The 15,639-nt window shown below is 71.4% G+C and carries 16 protein-coding genes; 11 read left to right on the forward strand and 5 right to left on the reverse strand.

Annotation, left to right across the window (positions count from 1 at the left end):
* Positions 1–19: 19 nt before the first annotated feature.
* The 4 genes from ACYVC6_RS07550 to ACYVC6_RS07565 form a co-directional block, all read right to left on the reverse strand.
* The gene (locus ACYVC6_RS07550) at positions 20–859 is read right to left on the reverse strand and encodes a ceramidase domain-containing protein (RefSeq protein ID WP_460712547.1); all 840 of its coding nucleotides are present in this window, start codon (positions 857–859) and stop codon (positions 20–22) included.
* A 3-nt stretch (positions 860–862) separates the two neighbouring features.
* Entirely contained in the window at positions 863–2,101 is a 1,239-nt protein-coding gene (locus ACYVC6_RS07555) for a low temperature requirement protein A (protein WP_460712549.1), read from the reverse strand.
* Positions 2,102–2,105: 4 nt separating this feature from the next.
* A complete protein-coding gene (locus tag ACYVC6_RS07560; RefSeq protein WP_460712551.1) occupies positions 2,106–2,540 on the reverse strand; it encodes a carboxypeptidase-like regulatory domain-containing protein in 435 nt (144 codons plus the stop codon).
* Between the two features lie 129 nt (positions 2,541–2,669).
* Entirely contained in the window at positions 2,670–3,959 is a 1,290-nt protein-coding gene (locus ACYVC6_RS07565; RefSeq protein WP_460712552.1) for a citrate synthase, read from the reverse strand.
* Positions 3,960–4,211: 252 nt separating this feature from the next.
* Here ACYVC6_RS07565 and rplM point away from each other — a divergent pair, with 252 nt between their 5' ends.
* The 6 genes from rplM to ACYVC6_RS07595 are packed head-to-tail and all read left to right on the forward strand — an operon-like array spanning position 4,212 to position 9,339.
* Positions 4,212–4,676: a 50S ribosomal protein L13 gene (gene rplM, locus ACYVC6_RS07570; RefSeq protein WP_460712554.1), complete on the forward strand. Its 465-nt coding sequence runs from the start codon at positions 4,212–4,214 to the stop codon at positions 4,674–4,676.
* An 11-nt stretch (positions 4,677–4,687) separates the two neighbouring features.
* Positions 4,688–5,206 carry a 30S ribosomal protein S9 gene (rpsI, locus tag ACYVC6_RS07575; RefSeq protein ID WP_460712556.1) on the forward strand — a complete coding sequence of 173 codons (519 nt, stop codon included), beginning with the start codon at positions 4,688–4,690 and terminating at the stop codon, positions 5,204–5,206.
* Between the two features lie 13 nt (positions 5,207–5,219).
* On the forward strand, positions 5,220–6,566 hold the full coding sequence (gene glmM, locus ACYVC6_RS07580; protein WP_460712558.1) for a phosphoglucosamine mutase: 1,347 nt from the start codon (positions 5,220–5,222) through the stop codon (positions 6,564–6,566).
* Positions 6,567–6,575: 9 nt separating this feature from the next.
* Complete coding sequence (locus ACYVC6_RS07585) at positions 6,576–7,481, forward strand: ABC transporter ATP-binding protein (RefSeq protein WP_460712560.1); 906 nt, start codon at positions 6,576–6,578, stop codon at positions 7,479–7,481.
* A complete protein-coding gene (locus ACYVC6_RS07590) occupies positions 7,478–8,281 on the forward strand; it encodes an ABC transporter permease (RefSeq protein WP_460712562.1) in 804 nt (267 codons plus the stop codon). Before ACYVC6_RS07585 ends, ACYVC6_RS07590 begins: the two co-directional genes overlap by 4 nt.
* 59 nt (positions 8,282–8,340) lie before the next feature.
* On the forward strand, positions 8,341–9,339 hold the full coding sequence (locus tag ACYVC6_RS07595) for a GNAT family N-acetyltransferase (RefSeq protein WP_460712564.1): 999 nt from the start codon (positions 8,341–8,343) through the stop codon (positions 9,337–9,339).
* 149 nt (positions 9,340–9,488) lie between these two features.
* Here the strand turns inward: ACYVC6_RS07595 and coaA are convergent, their stop codons facing one another.
* A complete protein-coding gene (gene coaA / locus ACYVC6_RS07600) occupies positions 9,489–10,457 on the reverse strand; it encodes a type I pantothenate kinase (RefSeq protein ID WP_460712566.1) in 969 nt (322 codons plus the stop codon).
* Between the two features lie 34 nt (positions 10,458–10,491).
* Between coaA and glmS the strand changes: the two genes are divergently transcribed.
* The 5 genes from glmS (at position 10,492) to ACYVC6_RS07625 (ending at position 15,622) form a co-directional block, all read left to right on the forward strand.
* Complete coding sequence (gene glmS / locus ACYVC6_RS07605) at positions 10,492–12,342, forward strand: glutamine--fructose-6-phosphate transaminase (isomerizing) (RefSeq protein WP_460712568.1); 1,851 nt, start codon at positions 10,492–10,494, stop codon at positions 12,340–12,342.
* Positions 12,339–12,689, forward strand: coding sequence for a holo-ACP synthase (locus ACYVC6_RS07610; protein WP_460712569.1), 351 nt, complete (start codon positions 12,339–12,341; stop codon positions 12,687–12,689). The genes glmS and ACYVC6_RS07610 overlap by 4 nt, the downstream gene beginning before the upstream one ends.
* Before the next feature lie 133 nt (positions 12,690–12,822).
* Positions 12,823–13,428, forward strand: a complete 606-nt coding sequence (locus tag ACYVC6_RS07615; protein ID WP_460712571.1) for a TetR/AcrR family transcriptional regulator — start codon at positions 12,823–12,825, stop codon at positions 13,426–13,428.
* Complete coding sequence (locus tag ACYVC6_RS07620; protein ID WP_460712573.1) at positions 13,425–14,192, forward strand: maleylpyruvate isomerase family mycothiol-dependent enzyme; 768 nt, start codon at positions 13,425–13,427, stop codon at positions 14,190–14,192. The genes ACYVC6_RS07615 and ACYVC6_RS07620 overlap by 4 nt, the downstream gene beginning before the upstream one ends.
* Before the next feature lie 35 nt (positions 14,193–14,227).
* Positions 14,228–15,622, forward strand: a complete 1,395-nt coding sequence (locus ACYVC6_RS07625) for an NAD(P)H-hydrate dehydratase (RefSeq protein ID WP_460712575.1) — start codon at positions 14,228–14,230, stop codon at positions 15,620–15,622.
* Positions 15,623–15,639 lie beyond the last annotated feature (17 nt).

Consider the following 15,639-nt stretch of genomic DNA (forward strand, 5'->3'; position numbering starts at 1 on the left):
CGTCGGAACCGTGTCCCGCTCACCGCTGGTCCGGGTGCCGTCGCGGCAGCGGTGAGCCAGGCATGGTCTCGGCGGTCGGAACCGTGTCCTGCTCACCGCCGACCCCGGTCGCCGGGCGCTCGCTCGCGTAGAACCGGAACAGGCAGTACGCCGAGACGGCGCCGAGCAGGTGCCAGACGCCATGGCCCTGGTAGACCGAGCCCGGCCAGCAGAGCGCTGACCCGTCCTTGGCGGTGTTCCAGACGGCGAAGGCCACCAGCAGGCTGCCGGCGGCCGCGAGGATCCAGCGCCGGTCCAGCGTGGTCTCGCCGCGCCGGATGATCTGCCGCTCGAGCACGAGGGCGGTCACCAGCAGGGCACCGAAGGCGAGGTTGCCCGCGTGCATGACCACCGGCACCTCGCCACCGGCCGCCTGCACCAACTCGCAGCCGACCAGGGCCGCGGCGAAGACGACGGCCATGAACCCGCGCCCGCGCCGCCACACCCGCATGGCGGCGTACGCCACCGCGAAGCTCGCGACGAGATACATGCTCAGCAGGTCGAGGTGACCGCCGAGCGACGACTCGGTCGCGTGCATCGCCATGCTGGCCGGGCCGAGCAGCACGACGAGGCAGGCGTACGCCGTGCCGACGGCCGGCAGCCGCCAGGCCTCGCGGGCGATCGCGAGACCGGCGGCGACGAAGCCGAGGTTGCTCAGCGTGTTGACCGGCTGCCGGACCCGGCCGGCCGCGGCCTCGCAGAACTCCGCCCCGCGGTCGACGTCCGCCCCCAGCCAGCCGAAGCGGACCGCGAGCACCAGCGCCGACAGTGACAGCGCAGCGGTCAGCGCGGCGAGCGCGAGTGGCCGGCGGCTGGTCACGCTTCAGTGGCGGTTCAGGTGGGCGTCGCGGATCTCCCGGCGTCGCTCGGCGTACACCATCGCCTCGACCGCCAGGGCGGCGACGACGACGCCGGTGAGGACTGCGAGCTGACCGAGCGCGGGAACCTGGGTGAGCGGCGCCCAGGCGGCGAGCAGCACGGCCGCCGCGCCGAGCCGCAGTGGGTTGACCTCGCGGACGACCACCCACTTGAAGGCGACGTGAGCGAGCAGGTAGACGGCGACGCCACCGATGAGCGCGCCCAGCGCTACTCCCTTGAGCGGGTCGGCCAGGTCGTGGTGCCCGGTGTCGGCGACGTACTCGAGCACCTTCTTGAGCCCGAGGGCACCGACCACGATCGCCACGATCATCGGCATGTGGGCGAACGAGTAGGCGTTGCGGGCCAGCCGCGCCCGGGTCTCGGCCGGCTCGTCGGTCAGCGCACGTTCGCCCACCAGTGCGCTCACGTCGAAGTAGGCCCACCACATCGCCGAGGCGAGGACGAGACCGAGGGCCGAGGCCACGATGATCGGCCAGGTGATCGGCAGCTGCGCGACGCCGACGCCGATCGCCACGATCGACTCGCCCAGCGCGATGATGACGATCAGCCCGTGCCGCTCGGAGAAGTGGGCCGGGGCGGGCAGCCGCCAGCCGGACGCGCCGCCGAGCCAGGTGCCGAGGTAGTCCACGACGATGGCGAATGCCCACAGTGAGGTCTGGGTGTGGCCCTCGGTCTGCGAGGCGACGACCAGGACCACGCTGCTCCCGGCCACGGAGGGCGCGAACCGGGTCAGCTGCCCGCGCAGCGTCGGGTCCTCCCGCGCGACCAGCCAGAACAGCAGGAAGTGCAGCGCCCGCACCGTCAGGTAGGCCAGGGCCAGCACCAGCGGCCCGTCCAACCCGCCGGGGCCGTCCTCGAACGCCTCAGGAATGCACAGAGCGAGCACGAACAGCGCCGACATCCCGGCCAGCAGGGTCATCTTCATCGCGGGCGCCTCGACGTCGGTGACGTTGCCCAGCCACGACCAGCCGACCCAGGCCCACCACAGCAGCATCAGCACGAGTACGCCGCGCAGGAGCCCCTCGAGCCCGTGGCCGTTGTTGACCTCGTGCGCCATGTAGGCGGTGACCTGGGTCAGTGCGAAGACGAAGACCAGATCGAAGAACAGCTCGAGCGGGGAGACCTCGGCTTCCTCGAGATCTTGGCGCTCGTGCGGACGTGCGGAGGGGCGGGTCTCGGTCACCCGCTCATTCTGTCGTCAGGACCGGGGCGCGGATACCGGTGTCGCACGGGACATCGACCTCGACGTACTCGTGCGCGACGACGACGGCGTCCATGAGCTCGCAGCTCATACCCGCCTGCGCCGTCACGACGTACTCGCCTGGCGGTACGGCGATCCGGAAGGCTCCGTCCGCGTCGGTCGTGTCGCTCGCCACCGTCTCGCCGGCGGCGTACGCCTCGCCCGGCAGACGCTTGGCGACGACGACCACCACATCGGCCGCGGGGGCGTCCGGACACGGCTGGTCAGCCTGCTCGACCGGGCACTGGGGCCCCAGGGTGACGGTGCCCGTGACGCCGGCCGGCGGCTCCTCGGTCCCGGAGGGCCCCTCGCCGCAGCCGGCCAGCGCGAGCAGCAGTGCGACCAGCAGTGTGAGTGGGGCGAGAACGGGTGGGGAGTTCACCCAGGTGGGACGCGGTCCGACGCCGGCGAGTTTCATCGGCCGGCCGACAGAACTCCTGCCCGGACGACAAAGCTTCGTCGTCCCGGCGTGAGTTTCATCGGCCGGCCGATGAAACTCACGCCGCCGCGGTCAGGCCCAGCGCTCGGACGCCGGCACGAAGTCGAGCGTCCGGTCGCCGGTGTAGATCTGCTTGGGCCGGGCGATCTTCTGCTCCTTGTCCTGCACCAGTTCGAGCCACTGGGCCAGCCAGCCCGGCGTCCGGCCGATCGCGAACAGGACCGTGAACATCTCCGGCGGGAACTGGAAGGCCTCGTAGATCAGGCCGGAGTAGAAGTCGACGTTGGGGTAGAGCTTGCGCTTGACGAAGTACTCGTCCTCGAGCGCGATCTTCTCCAGCTCCTGGGCGATCTCGAGGAGCGGGTTGACGCCGGTGACCTCGAAGACGTCGTCGCAGGCCTTCTTGATGATCTTGGCCCGCGGGTCGTAGTTCTTGTAGACGCGGTGGCCGAAGCCCATGAGCTTCTCGTTGCCGTCCTTCACGCCGGCGATGAACGACGGGATGTTGTCCTTGCTGCCGATCCGGCGCAGCATCCGCAGCACCGCCTCGTTGGCGCCGCCGTGCAGCGGGCCGTAGAGCGCGGCCACGCCGGCGGCGACCGCCGAGTAGGGGTCGACCTGCGAGGAGCCGACCGAGCGGACCGCGTTGGTCGAGCAGTTCTGCTCGTGGTCGGCGTGCAGGATGAACAGCACGTCGAGCGCCTTGACCAACCGCTCGTCGGCCTCGAACCTCGCCTCGCTCATCTTGAAGAGCATCGAGAGGAAGTTGGCGGTGTAGCTCAGGTCGTTGTCGGGGTAGATGAACGGCTTGCCCTGCGCGTGCCGGAACGACCAGGCGCCGAGCGTCGGCATCTTCGCGATCATCCGGACGATCTGCATGTGCCGGTTGTCGCCGTCGTGGATGTTGCGCGCGTCTGGGTAGAACGTCGAGAGAGCGCCGACGGAGGCCATCAGCATCCCCATCGGGTGGGCGTCGTAGCGGAAGCCCTGCATGAACTCCTTGACGTTCTCGTGCACGAAGGTGTGGTAGGTGATCTCGTGCACCCACGCCTCGTACTCCGCCTTGCTCGGCAGAGTGCCGTGCACGAGCAGGTAGGCCACCTCGAGGAACGTCGACTTCTCGGCGAGCTGCTCGATGGGATAGCCGCGGTATTCGAGGATGCCCTGCTCGCCGTCGATGAACGTGACGGCGCTGCGACAGGACGCGGTGTTGACGAAGCCGGGGTCGTAGACGGAGAGGCCGGGCTGGTCGTCGGCGGCCTTGATCGCGCCGATGTCCGCGGCCTTGATGGCGCCGTCGGTGATCGGTACGTCGTACTCCTGGCCGGTGCGGTTGTCCCGGACGGTGAGGGAGTCAGTCACGCCGCCAACCTAGTCCGCGCACCGTGACGGCGGGCAGTCGGTGTCCTGCCGATTGGACCCCCACGCCTGGACCCCGTAGATTTGTCGGTCGCGCCTCCTGCCGCGAACGGGGGTCCGCACGACATCCGTTCGCAGTCCCGGACAGCAACACTCGCAGCACCAACTCGAGCCGGGCCGTGTTCGTCAGAAGGCGTGGCACCACCAGCCGCCCGGACACCTCCGGACGGTCCCGACGAACGAGAGAGAACACTCGTGCGCACCTACAGCCCCAAGCCCGGTGACATCACCCGGGAGTGGCACGTCATCGACGCCGAGGACATCGTCCTGGGTCGTCTCGCGGTCCAGGCCGCCAACCTGCTGCGCGGCAAGCACAAGCCGACGTTCGCCCCCCACATGGACATGGGCGACTTCGTGATCGTCGTCAACGCCGAGAAGGTCGCGCTCTCGGGTGACAAGAAGACCTCGAAGCTGGCCTACCGCCACTCGGGCTACCCGGGCGGCCTCACCGCCACCCCCATCGGCGACCTGCTCGAGAAGGACGCCCGCAAGGTCGTCGAGAAGGCGGTCTGGGGCATGCTCCCCAAGAACAAGCTGGGTCGGCAGATCATCAAGAAGCTGAAGGTCTACTCGGGCCCTAACCACCCGCACCAGGCCCAGAAGGCCGTCCCCTTCGAGATCGTCCAGATCTCCCAGTCGTCGTCGACCCAGAGCAAGTAGAGGACCATCACGTGACTTCCCAGACTTCTGAGGACCAGGCCACCGAGGTCGAGGAGACCTTCACCGCCGACGAGAGCGGCGTCGCCTACAGCTCCGAGAGCGAGCCGAGCGCCGAGGCCATCGCGGCCCGCCCGGCCACCATCGCCCCCGCCGCGGCCACCGGCCGCCGCAAGGAGGCCGTCGCCCGAGTGCGGATCGTGCCCGGCACCGGCGTGTGGACCGTCAACGGCCGCGCCCTCGACTCCTACTTCCCCAACAAGCTCCACCAGCAGGTCGTCAACGAGCCCTTCGCCGCCTGCCAGGTCGAGGGCCGCTTCGACGTGATCGCCCGCATCCACGGCGGCGGCATCACCGGCCAGGCCGGCGCCCTGCGGCTCGGTGTGGCCCGGTGCCTCAACGAGATCGACGTCGAGGCCAACCGCCCCGCGCTCAAGAAGGCGGGCCTGCTCACCCGCGACGCCCGCGTCATCGAGCGCAAGAAGGCCGGTCTCAAGAAGGCACGCAAGGCGCCCCAGTTCAGCAAGCGCTGATCGCCTCCTAGGCGTGCCCAAGGTCTTCGGCACCGACGGGGTCCGTGGGCTGGCCAACGGCCGGCTCACGGCGGAGCTCGCGCTCGACCTGTCGGTCGCCGCGGCCCGGGTGCTCGCCGACCGTGGCGAGTTCGAGGGGCACCGACCGCTGGCCGTCGTGGGCAGGGACACCCGGATCTCCGGACAGTTCCTCGAGCACGCCGTGGTGGCCGGCCTCGCCTCGGCGGGCGTCGACGTGCTGCGCCTGCGAGTCCTGCCGACCCCCGGCGTCGCCTACCTGACCCAGTCGCTCGGTGCTGACCTGGGTGTCGTCATCAGCGCCTCGCACAACCCGATGCCCGACAACGGGATCAAGTTCCTCGCCCGCGGCGGCCTCAAGCTCGACGACGCCGTCGAGAGGGAGATCGAGCAGCACCTGCACGAGGACTGGGGCCGCCCGACGGGGGGCGACGTCGGCCGGGTCACGCCCTACGCCACGCCGGTCGACGAGTACGTCGACCACCTGGTCGGCACGATCGCGCGCCCGCTCACCGGGCTCAAGGTGGTCCTCGACTGCGCCAACGGCGCGGCCTACGAGGCCGGGCCTCTCGCCCTGAGGCAGGCCGGCGCGGAGGTCGCCGTCATCGGCGCCGAACCCGACGGACTCAACATCAACGAGGGCTGCGGCTCGACCCACCTGGCCCCGCTCCAGGCTGCCGTGCTCTCCTACGGCGCCGACGTCGGCTTCGCGCTCGACGGCGACGCCGACCGCTGCCTGGCCGTGGACCGCGAGGGCAACGACGTCGACGGTGACCAGATCCTCGCCATCCTGGCGATCGGGATGGCCGAGGCCGGCCGGCTCGCCGAGGACACGGTCGTGACGACCGTGATGAGCAACATCGGGTTCGCGCGGGCGATGCGCGAGGCGGGACTGGAGGTCCAGCAGACCAAGGTCGGCGACCGCTACGTCCTCGAGGAGATGCGGGCCGGCGGCTACACCCTGGGCGGCGAGCAGTCCGGACACGTGATCATGAGCGAGCACGCCACCACCGGTGACGGCATCCTCACCGCCCTGCACGTCCTGGAGCGGATGGCCGTCTCCGGTCGGTCGCTGGCCGAGCTCGCCTCCGTGGTCACCCGGTTCCCGCAGGTGCTGGTCAACGTGGCCGACGTCGACAAGTCGCGTGCCGGCGACGACCCGGTGCTGACCGCTGCAGTGGCGCATGAGCAGGCCGCGCTCGGCGACACGGGTCGGGTGCTGCTGCGTCCCTCCGGCACCGAGGACCTGGTGCGCGTGATGGTCGAGGCGTCGACCCCCGAGCTGGCCGGCGACGTCGCCGAGCGCCTCGCGGGCGTCGTCCGGGAGCGGCTCAGCCTCTAGCCTCTGATGGTGGTCGGCCCGCCCCTCGCGTTCGAAGGCATCGCCAAGTCCTTCGGGGCGGTGCGGGCCGTGGACGGGCTGACGTTCACGGTCCGCCCGGGCGCGGTGACCGGCTTCCTCGGCCCCAACGGGGCCGGCAAGACGACCACGCTGCGGATGCTGCTCGGCCTGACCCGCCCGACGTCCGGGCGCGCCCTGGTCGGTGACCGCGCGTACGCCGAGCACCCCACGCCCGCGCGCGTCGTCGGCGCGGCCCTGGAGGCCTCGTCCTTCCACCCGGGCAGGTCCGGGCTCGGCCACCTCGAGGCCTACGCCGCCCAGATCGGTGTCTCCCGGCAACGTTGCCGCGACCTCGTCGAGCTCGTCGGCCTCACCGCGGCGGCGGACCGGCGGGTGGGCGGCTACTCGATGGGCATGCGCCAGCGGCTCGCCCTCGCGACCGCACTGCTCGGCGACCCGCCGGCGATCGTGCTCGACGAACCCGCCAACGGCCTCGACCCCGAGGGCATCGTCTGGCTGCGACACCTCCTGCGCGCCTTCGCCGGCGAGGGCCGCACCGTGCTCATCTCCAGCCACGTGCTCGCCGAGGTGCAGCACACCGTCGACGACGTCGTCATCATCGCCGGCGGCCGGCTCGTGCACGCCTCGTCGTTGTCCGGGCTGGCCGACCTCGCCGAACCGGAGACCTACGTGGAGTCACCCGACCTCGGCGCGCTGACCCGGCTCGCGGCCGACCGGGGCTGGACCACGCGCCCCGACGGCGACGGCCTGGTCGTCACCGCGGTCGCGGCGGCGGAGGTCGGGGCCGCGGCGTACGCAAGCGACCTCGAGCTGCACCAGCTCGCCAGCCGGGGCGTGGGGCTCGAGGACGTCTTCCTGCGGCTCACCGGCGGGGCACCAGGAGACGCACCGTGAAGGCGGCGCTGGTCGCGGAGTACCGCAAGCTGATGAGCACCCGGATGTGGTGGGTGCTCTTGCTCGCGCTCGCGGCCTACCTCGGCTTCATCGGCGGTGTCATGGGCTTCTCGCTCGCCGTCGCTCCCCAGCCCGAGGGCGGCGCGCCGCTGCTCGCCGGCGCCGAGCTCGCGGCCGCGGTCTACAGCCTGGTCAATGCGGTCGGCTACGTCTTCCCCCTGGTGATCGGCAGCCTCGCGATCACCACGGAGTTCCGCCACCAGACCATCACCCAGTCGTTGCTGGTCGAGCCGCGGCGTGGCGTCTTCCTCGGCGCCAAGCTGCTCGCGACGGTCCCGCTCGGCCTCCTCTATGGGCTGGTCGGCACCGTCGCCGTCGTCGGGGTGGCCGCCCCGCTGCTGGCGGTGGCCGGCGACGGCGCCTTCCTCACCGATGGCGACGTGGTCCGGGTGGTCGTGCTCGGCGTCGTGGTGAGCGCGATGTGGGCGGTGATCGGCGTGGCGTTCGGCAGCGTGCTCACCAACCAGGTGGCAGCGATCGTGGTGATCCTGGCCTTCACCCAGTTCGTGGAGCCGATCGCCCGGCTCGCCCTCGGTGCCTTCGACGCAACCGAGGGCATCGCGCGGTTCCTGCCCGGCGCCGCCGCCGACGGCCTGATGGGGGCCAGCTTCTTCGCCGCGTTCGGCGGCGGCGACACCGAGCTCCTGCCGCGCTGGGCCGCCCTGCTGGTGCTGTTGGCCTACGCCGGCGTACTCGCCCTGGTCGGGCGCTACACGACACTGCGCCGCGACATCGGCTGAGCAGGCCGACCTGCAATAGGGGGGGCGGATCGAGGGTCGCTCGGGTTAGGTTCACCGCCGTGAGCATCGAGATCCGCGAGCTCGACAGACACGACGAGGCCCAGGTTCGGACGTTCTGGGAGCTCGAACGCGACGCGATCGCGGACCGCCCCTACAACACGTTCCTGGCCTGGCAGGCAGCCCGGACCTACATCCCGATGGACATGCCCGACTGGGAGCGCCTCTACGTCGCCGCCTGGCACGGCGACGTCCTCGTCGGGACGCTCGGGGGCAGCGGCTCGCTCCACGACAACACCCATCGGGGCTACGTCGGGATCGCGGTCCACCCGGCACACCGGCGTCGCGGCATCGGAACCCGGCTCCTGGAGACCTTCGAGGCGTGGGCGGCCGAGCGCGGCCGGCGCACCCTGGGCGCCGAGGTGTTTGCCCCCGTCGACGGCACCAGCCCGGGCCTGGAGTTCGCGACCAGGCACGGGTTCGGGGTGGTCATCGAGAACGGCATGAAGGTCGTCGACATCCCCGCCACCCGGGACCGCTGGGACGGCCTGGCCGCGGAGGCGGCGCCCCACCACCAGGACTACGAGCTCCGCACGGTCTCGGCGCCCATCCCCGACGAGCTCGTAGCCGGGCACAACATGATCAACAACATGTTCATCTCCGAGGCGCCGTCGGGGGACTCGGACATGGAGGACGAGAACTGGACCCCCGAGCGGCTGCGCGCCCTGGAGCAGCGGGCGGCCAAGGCGGGCCGCCGCGACTTCACGACCTTCGCGCTGACCGGTGACGGCGCGGTGGCCGCGATGACCGAGGCGTTCGTCAACGAGACCGTGCCGCACCGCGGCTTCCAGGGCGGCACGCTCGTGGTCCCGGCCCACCGCGGCCACCGTCTCGGCCTGGCCGTCAAGGTCGCCAACCAGCGGGCGCTGGCCGAGCGCTTCCCGGAGCTGCAGTGGATCATCACCGGCAACGCGGACGTCAACGCGCACATGAACGCGATCAACGACCGGCTCGGGTTCCGGTTCGTGGAGCGGTGCCTCGAGGTGGAGAAGGCGCTGTAGTCCTCGCTAGAAGAGGCTGGGACTGATCTGCCTGGGTTCAGCTCCAGCCTCGGCTCACCAGGTCTCGGGACGGCGCTGGCGCGCCTCCTCGACCACCGCCGCCCTCGCGCGGCTCGCTCGCTGCGCTCGCTCCGCTTGCCGCGCGGGGGCTAGATCTTGCGCAGCCGGACGTAGCGGACCGAGTGGTCGCGGTCCTTGCGCAGCACCAGCGTCGCGCGGCTGCGGGTCGGCAGGATGTTCTCGACCAAGTTGGGGCCGTTGATCGTGTCCCAGATCCGGCCGGCCTCGGCGACCGCCTCGTCGTGGGACAGTGCGGCGTACTGGGAGAAGTAGGAGTGCGGGTCGCGGAACGCCGTCTCCCGCAGCCGCAGGAAGCGCTCGACGTACCACGCCCGGATCTTGTCGCGCCCCGCGTCGACGTAGACGGAGAAGTCGAAGAAGTCGCTCAGCGTCAGCCCCGCGCGGCCGTCGTCGCGCACCCGGGCGGGCTGGAGCACGTTGAGGCCCTCGATGATCACGATGTCGGGCCGCTTGATGACGACGGTCTCGTCGGGGACGACGTCATAGACCAGGTGGGAGTACGTCGGCGCCTCGACCTCGTCCTTGCCGGACTTGATGTCCACCACGAACCGCAGCAGCGCCCGGCGGTCGTAGGACTCCGGGAACCCCTTGCGCTGCAGCAGGCCGCGGCGCTCGAGCTCCGCGTTGGGGTAGAGGAACCCGTCGGTCGTCACCAGCGCGACGTTGGGGTGCTCGGGCCAGTGCGCGAGCATCTGCTGCAGCACGCGGGCGGTGGTCGACTTGCCCACCGCGACCGACCCCGCGAGGCCGATGACGAACGGCGTGCGCGGCGGTGTGGGCTGGTGCAGGAACGCCTCCTGCTCGCGGTGGAGCCGGCCCGCGGCCTCGACGTAGAGGCTCAGCAGCCGGCTGATCGGGAGGTAGACCTCCTCGACCTCGCGCAGGTCCAGGGCGTCGCCGAGACCCCGCAGGTTGGCGATCTCGTCGGCGCTGAGGGGGCTGTAGGCCTGCTGCCCGAGCTGGGCCCAGGCCTCGCGGTCGAGCTCGATGTAGGGCGAGGACTCGCGTGCGTCGAGGGGTGCCTCGCCGTTGGGCATGCCGGTGATTCAACCAGTCGTAGAGTGGCCTCTCGTGTGCGGGATCGTCGGGTACGTCGGAGGGCGGCAGGCGCAGGACGTCGTGATCGACGGTCTGAGGCGGCTGGAATACCGCGGTTACGACTCCGCCGGGATCGCCCTGGTCGTCGACGACGCGATCGTGTGGGCCAAGAAGGCGGGCAAGCTCGCCAACCTCGAGAAGGCGATCGCCGACGCCCCGCTGCCCGCCGCCACGACCGGCATCGGCCACACCCGCTGGGCCACGCACGGCGCGCCCAACGACGTCAACGCGCACCCGCACCTGGGCTTCGGGCGCCGGGTGGCGCTGGTGCACAACGGGATCATCGAGAACTTCGCCGAGCTGCGCGCCCGGATCGAGGCCGACTCCGAGGAGCTCGGGCTGATCTCGGAGACCGACACCGAGGTCGCCGCTCAGCTGCTGGAGCTGCAGCTCGCCTCGGACGTGGACCTGACCGAGGCGATGCAGCGGGTCTGCACCCAGCTCGACGGTGCGTTCACCCTGGTCGCCGTGGACGCCCTCGACCCGACCCGGGTCGTGGCCGCCCGGCGCAACTCGCCGCTGGTCGTCGGGATCGGTGATGGCGAGAACTTCCTCGGCTCCGACGTGGCGGCGTTCATCGAGCACACCCGCGAGGCCCTCGAGCTCGGCCAGGACCAGGTGGTCACGATCACCGCCGACTCGGTCGAGGTCACCGACTTCCACGGCAACCCGCAGGAGGGCCGGCGCTACCACGTCGACTGGGACCTGTCGGCGGCCGAGAAGGAGGGCCACGACTGGTTCATGCGCAAGGAGATCTACGAGCAGCCGCGGGCCGTGGCGGACTCGCTGCTGGGACGGCGTACCGCCGCGGGCCTGCTGCACCTCGACGAGATGCGCCTCTCGGACCAGGAGCTCCGCGACATCGACAAGATCATCATCATCGCCTGCGGGACCTCGTTCTACGCGGGGATGGTGGCGAAGTACGCGATCGAGCACTGGTGCCGGATCCCGGTCGAGGTCGAGCTGGCCTCGGAGTTCCGCTACCGCGACCCGATCCTCGACTACTCGACGCTGGTCGTGGCGATCTCGCAGTCCGGCGAGACCGCCGACACCCTCCAGGCGATCCGGCACGCCCGGACCCAGCGGTCGAAGGTGCTCGCGATCTGCAACACCAACGGCTCGACGATCCCGCGGGAGTCCGACGCGGTCATCTACACCCACGCCGGGCCGGAGATCGGGGTCGCGTCCACCAAGGGCTTCCTGACCCAGCTGGTCGCGTGCTACCTGCTCGCGCTCTACCTCGCCCAGGTCAAGGGCACCCGCTACGGCGACGAGATCACCTCCGTGCTGCGCGACCTGGAGGCGATCCCGGCGCAGATCGAGAAGGTCCTCGAGGCGGACGAGGGGATCCTCGCGCTCGCCCGGTCGCTGGTCGGGGCGACCTCGGTGCTGTTCCTCGGGCGCCACGCCGGCTACCCGGTCGCCCTCGAGGGCGCGCTCAAGCTCAAAGAGCTCGCCTACCTGCACGCCGAGGGCTTCGCGGCCGGCGAGCTCAAGCACGGTCCGATCGCGCTGGTCGAGGACGGTCTGCCGGTCCTGTGCGTCGTACCTCCCCGCGGCCGGGACCAGCTCCACGACAAGATGCTCAGCGGCATCCAGGAGGTCCGGGCCCGGGGGGCGCGCACCATCTGCCTAGCCGAGGAGGGCGACGACCGGATCACGCCCTACGCCGACGTGCTCATCCGCCTGCCCGCCGTGCCCGTACTGCTGCAGCCGCTGGTGGCCGTCGTCCCGCTCCAGCTCTTCGCTTGCGAGCTGGCCACGCTCATGGGTCACGACGTCGACCAGCCGCGCAACCTGGCCAAGTCGGTGACCGTCGAGTGATCGTCGGAGTAGGGATCGACGTCGTCGACATCTCCCGCTTCGCCGAGGCGCTCGAGCGGACGCCCGAGCTCCGCGAGCGGCTGTTCACCCCCGGCGAGATCGACCTCGGCATGGCCTCGCTGGCGGCCCGGTTCGCGGCCAAGGAGGCGATGGCCAAGGCGCTCGGCGCCCCTGGCGACATGCACTGGCACGACGCGGAGGTCGTGTCCGAGGCCTCCGGCCGCCCACTGATGACCATCCGGGGCACGGTCCAGGCCCGGGCCTCGGAGCTCGGGGTCACCTCGTGCCACCTCTCGCTGTCCCACGACGCCGGCATCGCCTCCGCCATGGTGGTCCTAGAGGGCTGACCCTCGACGCTGACCCGGCCCCAAATGGCCCCGCCAGGTCAGCGTCTCGCGTGAGGCGCCGGAGCTCTTGACATTGCTCTAACAGTGTTCGAAACTTCGAACACTGTTAGAGCAATGCCCGAAGGGGGTGCCGGTGGCGGGTCGGCCGAACGAGCAGCGTCGGGCGGACACCCGACGCGCGATCCTCGACGCGGCCTGGACGCTCTGCCGCGAGCAGGGCCTCACCCAGCTTTCACTGCGCGAGCTGGCCCGCCGGGTCGGCATGCGGGCGCCCAGCCTCTACTCCTACTTCCCCGCCAAGGACGCGATCTACGACGCGATGTTCGCCGATGGCCAACGGCAGATGGCAGAGGCGCTCGCGTTCCTACCCACCGAGAACATCACCCGCGCCGACTTCCGGACGGGGGTTCGGGCGTTCTTCGACTTCTGCGTCGAGGACCCGGTCCGCTACCAGCTGATGTTCCAACGCACGATCCCGGGTTTTGTCCCCTCGCCAGAGTCCTACGCGCTCGCCGTCCAACGGATCGACGAGGTCACCCAGCAACTGGAAGCCGCCGGGGTGACCGAGCAGCGCCACGTGGACCTGTGGACGGGCATCATCGCCGGCCTCACCGCCCAGCAGCTGGCCAACGAGCCCGGCGGTGACCGTTGGGCTCGCCTCGTGGACGAAGCCGTCGACCTGTTCTGCGACCACGTCGGCATCCCTGCCGACACCGCCACACCCGGGAGGAAACGATGACCATGACCGCTACTTCGACGGCCTCCGTACCACCGATCAGCCACCGCGAGGCCCACGGCCTCGCGCTCGACGCGTATCGCCAGTTCGCCGCCGACGTCGCTCGGCTCGGCCCCGGGGACTGGGCGCGCCCCACCGACTGCGAGGGCTGGACCGTGCGCCACCTGGTCGGACACATGGTCGGCGCGATGCGCGCTGCGGCCTCACTGCGGGAGCTGTTGCGCCAGCAGGCCGAGATCAAGAAGCGGGTCAAGGCGACCGGCGGCAACGAGACCGACGTGATGACCGCCCTGCAGATAGAGATGCTCGCGGGGGCGAGTACCGCCGAACTGGTGGCCGAGTGCACGGACATCGCAGCACGGGCGGCCGCGGGACGGCGCCGCATTCCGGCCCCGATGCGCCGGTTCGTGACCTTCCCGGTGGAAGTCGGTTCGGCCACCGAAACCTGGCGGCTCGGCTACCTCGTCGATGTGATCCTGACCCGCGACGCGTGGATGCACCGGATCGACCTGAGCCGCGCCGTCGGGAGCGATCTGACGCTCACCGCTGCGCACGACGGGCGAATCGTGGCGGATGTCGTGGCCGAGTGGGCCCGGCGGCACGGCCGGCCGTTCCGACTTTCGCTCACCGGGCCGGCGGGAGGGTCGTTCGCGAACGGCCCCGCGGCAGGAGCCGAGGTCCTCGAGCTGGATGCGGTCGAGTTCTGCCGGCTCGTGTCCGGCCGCGGAGCTGGGAGGGGACTGTTGACGACCGAGGTGCCTTTCTAGTCGGCCCAGCGTTCCGCACGGCTAGCGTGACCACCGTGAGGCACGCGCACACTGTGGAGCAGGTTCGGGCCGCGGAGGCCGAGCTGATGAGCCGCCTGCCTGAGGGCACGCTGATGCAGCGTGCAGCCGCGGGGCTCGCCTACGCCGTCATCGACCTGCTCGGGTCGGCGTACGGGCGGCGGGTGCTGCTGCTCGTCGGCGGCGGCGACAACGGCGGCGACGCGTTGTACGCCGGCGCGCTGCTGGCCCGGCGCGGCTGCGGGGTCGAGGCCGTCCTGCTGTCCGAGCGAGCCCACGAGCAAGGGCTGCTCGCGCTGCGGGCGGCCGGCGGGCGGGTCGTGGACCTGCCGACCAAGCGACCCGAAGTCGTGGTCGACGGGATCGTCGGCATCGGCGGCCGGCCAGGTCTGCAGCCCGCGGCGACCAGGATGCTGCGGCTGCTGCACGGCGTACCGGTCGTCGCGGTCGACACCCCGAGCGGCGTGGACGTCGACACCGGAGGGACTCCACAGTCGCGGGGCGGCGACCACGTCGTCGCGGACCTGACCGTCACCTTCGGGACCCACAAGGTCTGCCACCTCGTAGACCCGGCGGCCGCAGCCTGTGGTGCCGTGCACCTCGTCGACATCGGCCTCGAGCTGCCGGACGCAGCTGTGGAGTCGCTCCAGGCGCAGGACGTCGCGGCCCTGCTGCCGAGGCCGGCTGGGGACGCGCACAAGTACACCCGCGGCGTCGTCGGTGTCCGGGCCGGCTCGGAGCAGTATCCCGGCGCCGGCCTGCTCTCCGTCGCCGGTGCGGCCAGCGGGCTCGTCGGGATGGTGCGCTACGTCGGCGACGACGCCGTGGCCGCGATGGTCCGGGAGGCGCACCCAGAGGTGGTCGGCGCGGGCCGGGTGCAGGCGTGGGTCGTGGGGTCGGGCAGCGGTGAGGGCGCGAAGGCCACCCTCGACGAGGCGCTCGACGACCGGGTTCCACTCGTCGTCGACGCGGACGCCCTCGGCCACCTGCCCTCGCTGCACGGGATCCACGCGGTCCTCACCCCGCACGCGGGCGAGCTCGCCGCGATGCTCGGCACCCAGCGCGAGCAGGTCGAGGCGCAGCCGCTCGCGTTCGTGCGGCAGGCCGCGGAACGGTACGCCGCGGTGGTGCTGCTCAAGGGCCGCCGGACCCTGGTGGCGGCGCCGGACGGGCGGGTCCGCGCCAACCCCACCGGCACCCCCTGGCTGGCCACGGCCGGGGCGGGCGACGTCCTGGGCGGACTGGTCGGCGCCCTGCTGGCGGCCGGCCTGGCGCCGTACGACGCCGCCTCGGTCGGTGCGTGGCTGCACGGCGCCGCGGCGAGCATCGCGGCGAGCGAGGGCCCGCTGGTCGCGGGCGACGTGGCGAAGGCCATTCCCGTGGCGGTCCGCGCCGCCCTCGCCGCGCGCTGAGTGGAAGACTGCGACGC

The sequence above is a fragment of the Nocardioides dilutus genome, assembly GCF_054779555.1.

Coding starts and splice junctions, on each gene's coding strand:
- coaA (WP_460712566.1), bottom strand. CDS start 10,457: ATGCCCAACGGCGAGGCACCCCTCGACGCACGCGAGTCCTCGCCCTAC.
- ACYVC6_RS07620 (WP_460712573.1), top strand. CDS start 13,425: ATGACCATGACCGCTACTTCGACGGCCTCCGTACCACCGATCAGCCAC.